Genomic DNA, 3,084 nt, shown 5'->3' on the forward strand with positions numbered 1-3,084 from the left:
ATGGTTCTTTGAAAACTAAATCGTGCAATGCAAAACACACACAACGCAATCATCTCTATAGATGTGAGCGAGTCTTTATATACACCATACTTGATGAATGACATCGTCAGATGATCTGAAATCAAATTGGTTAAGTTAGAAAGGGCGCACGGTGAATGCCTTGGCACTAGGAGCCGAAGAAGGACGCGACGAACGGCGAAACGCCTCGGGGAGCTGTAAGTGAGCTTTGATCCGAGGATATCCGAATGGGGGAACCCACCATTTTTAATTGAATGGTACCCGTATCTGAATACATAGGATACGAGGAGGCAGACCCGGGGAACTGAAACATCTAAGTACCCGGAGGAAGAGAAAGAAAAATCGATTTCCTGAGTAGCGGCGAGCGAAACGGAAAGAGCCCAAACCTGAAGGCTTGCCTTCAGGGGTTGTAGGACATTCCATTGGAGTGATAAAGAAACGGAGTAGGTGAAGCATCTGGAAAGATGCGTCAGAGAGGGTAACAACCCCGTAGCCGAAACTTCGTTTCCTCCGGAGTGTATCCTGAGTACGGCGGGACACGTGAAACCCCGTCGGAATCCGGGAGGACCATCTCCCAAGGCTAAATACTCCCTAGTGACCGATAGTGAACCAGTACCGTGAGGGAAAGGTGAAAAGCACCCCGGAAGGGGAGTGAAAGAGATCCTGAAACCGTGTGCCTACAACTAGTCAGAGCCCATTAACGGGTGATGGCGTGCCTTTTGTAGAATGAACCGGCGAGTTACGATGTCGTGCAAGGTTAAGCTGAAGAGGCGGAGCCGTAGCGAAAGCGAGTCTGAATAGGGCGCATTGAGTACGCCGTCGTAGACCCGAAACCGAGTGATCTACCCATGTCCAGGGTGAAGTTCAGGTAACACTGAATGGAGGCCCGAACCCACGCATGTTGAAAAATGCGGGGATGAGGTGTGGGTAGGGGTGAAATGCCAATCGAACTCGGAAATAGCTGGTTCTCCCCGAAATAGCTTTAGGGCTAGCCTCGAGGGAAGAGTCTTGGAGGTAGAGCACTGATTGGACGAGGGGTCCCCACAGGATTACCGAATTCAGTCAAACTCCGAATGCCAAGTACTTATCCTCGGGAGTCAGACTGCGAGTGCTAAGATCCGTAGTCAAGAGGGAAACAGCCCAGACCATCAGCTAAGGTCCCAAAGTATACGTTAAGTGGCAAAGGATGTGGAGTTGCCCAGACAACCAGGATGTTGGCTTAGAAGCAGCCACCATTTAAAGAGTGCGTAATAGCTCACTGGTCGAGTGACTCTGCGCCGAAAATGTAACGGGGCTAAACGTATCACCGAAGCTATGGATGAACACCTTAGGTGTTCGTGGTAGGGGAGCGTTCCAAGGACAGCGAAGCTAGATCGTGAGGACTAGTGGAGTGCTTGGAAGTGAGAATGCCGGTATGAGTAGCGAAAAGAGGGGTGAGAATCCCCTCCGTCGAAAGCCCAAGGTTTCCTGAGGAAGGCTCGTCCGCTCAGGGTCAGTCGGGACCTAAGCCGAGGCTGAAAAGCGTAGGCGATGGACAACAGGTTGATATTCCTGTACCACCTCTCCACCGTTTGAGTAATGGGGGGACGCAGAAAGGTAGGGTGAGCGCGCTGATGGATATGCGCGTCTAAGCTGTTAGGCTGGAAAGTAGGCAAATCCGCTTTCCGTTCGGCTGAGCAGTGATAGCGAGGGAAATTTAGTACCGAAGTCCCTGATCCTCCGCTGCCTAGAAAAGCCTCTAGCGAGGTGGAAGGTGCCCGTACCGCAAACCGACACAGGTAGGCGAGAAGAGAATTCTAAGACGCGCGGGAGAACTCTCGTTAAGGAACTCGGCAAAATGACCCCGTAACTTCGGGAGAAGGGGTGCTCTATTAGGGTGCAAGCCCGAGAGAGCCGCAGTGAAAAGATCCAAGCGACTGTTTAGCAAAAACACAGGTCTCTGCGAAGCCGCAAGGCGAAGTATAGGGGCTGACACCTGCCCGGTGCTGGAAGGTTAAGAGGAGGGGTTATCCTTCGGGAGAAGCTCTGAATTGAAGCCCCAGTAAACGGCGGCCGTAACTATAACGGTCCTAAGGTAGCGAAATTCCTTGTCGGGTAAGTTCCGACCCGCACGAATGGTGTAACGATTTGGATACTGTCTCAACGAGAGACCCGGTGAAATTATAGTACCTGTGAAGATGCAGGTTACCCGCGACAGGACGGAAAGACCCCATGGAGCTTTACTGTAGCCTGATAGTGGATGTTGGTATCGTTTGTACAGGATAGGTAGGAGCCTTTGAAACCGGAGCGCCAGCTTCGGTGGAGGCATTGGTGGGATACTACCCTGACGGTGCTGACATTCTAACCTCGACCCGTGATCCGGGTCAGGGACATTGTCAGGTGGGCAGTTTGACTGGGGCGGTCGCCTCCTAAACAGTAACGGAGGCGCCCAAAGGTTCCCTCAGAATGGTTGGAAATCATTCGAAGAGTGCAAAGGCATAAGGGAGCTTGACTGCGAGACCTACAAGTCGAGCAGGGACGAAAGTCGGGCTTAGTGATCCGGCGGTGCCGAATGGAAGGGCCGTCGCTCAACGGATAAAAGCTACCCTGGGGATAACAGGCTTATCTCCCCCAAGAGTCCATATCGACGGGGAGGTTTGGCACCTCGATGTCGGCTCGTCGCATCCTGGGGCTGAAGTAGGTCCCAAGGGTTGGGCTGTTCGCCCATTAAAGCGGCACGCGAGCTGGGTTCAGAACGTCGTGAGACAGTTCGGTCCCTATCCGTCGCGGGCGCAGGAAATTTGAGAGGAGCTGTCCTTAGTACGAGAGGACCGGGATGGACACACCGCTGGTGTACCAGTTGTTCCGCCAGGAGCATCGCTGGGTAGCTACGTGTGGACGGGATAAGTGCTGAAAGCATCTAAGCATGAAGCCCCCCTCAAGATGAGATTTCCCATGGCGTAAGCCAGTAAGACCCCTTAGAGATGATGAGGTTGATAGGTCTGGAGTGGAAGCGTGGCAACACGTGGAGCGGACAGATACTAATCGGTCGAGGACTTATCCAACATGGTGTAAAAGACAGTGTGG

1 rRNA gene is annotated in these 3,084 nt (G+C 52.8%); it reads left to right on the top strand.

What is annotated here, in order from left to right:
• Positions 1–128 precede the first annotated feature (128 nt).
• Positions 129–3,062: ribosomal RNA gene (locus J2S05_RS20410) — 23S ribosomal RNA — on the top strand.
• Positions 3,063–3,084 lie beyond the last annotated feature (22 nt).

Source organism: Alkalicoccobacillus murimartini, assembly GCF_030813245.1.
Lineage (GTDB): Bacteria > Bacillota > Bacilli > Bacillales > Bacillaceae_D > Alkalicoccobacillus > Alkalicoccobacillus murimartini.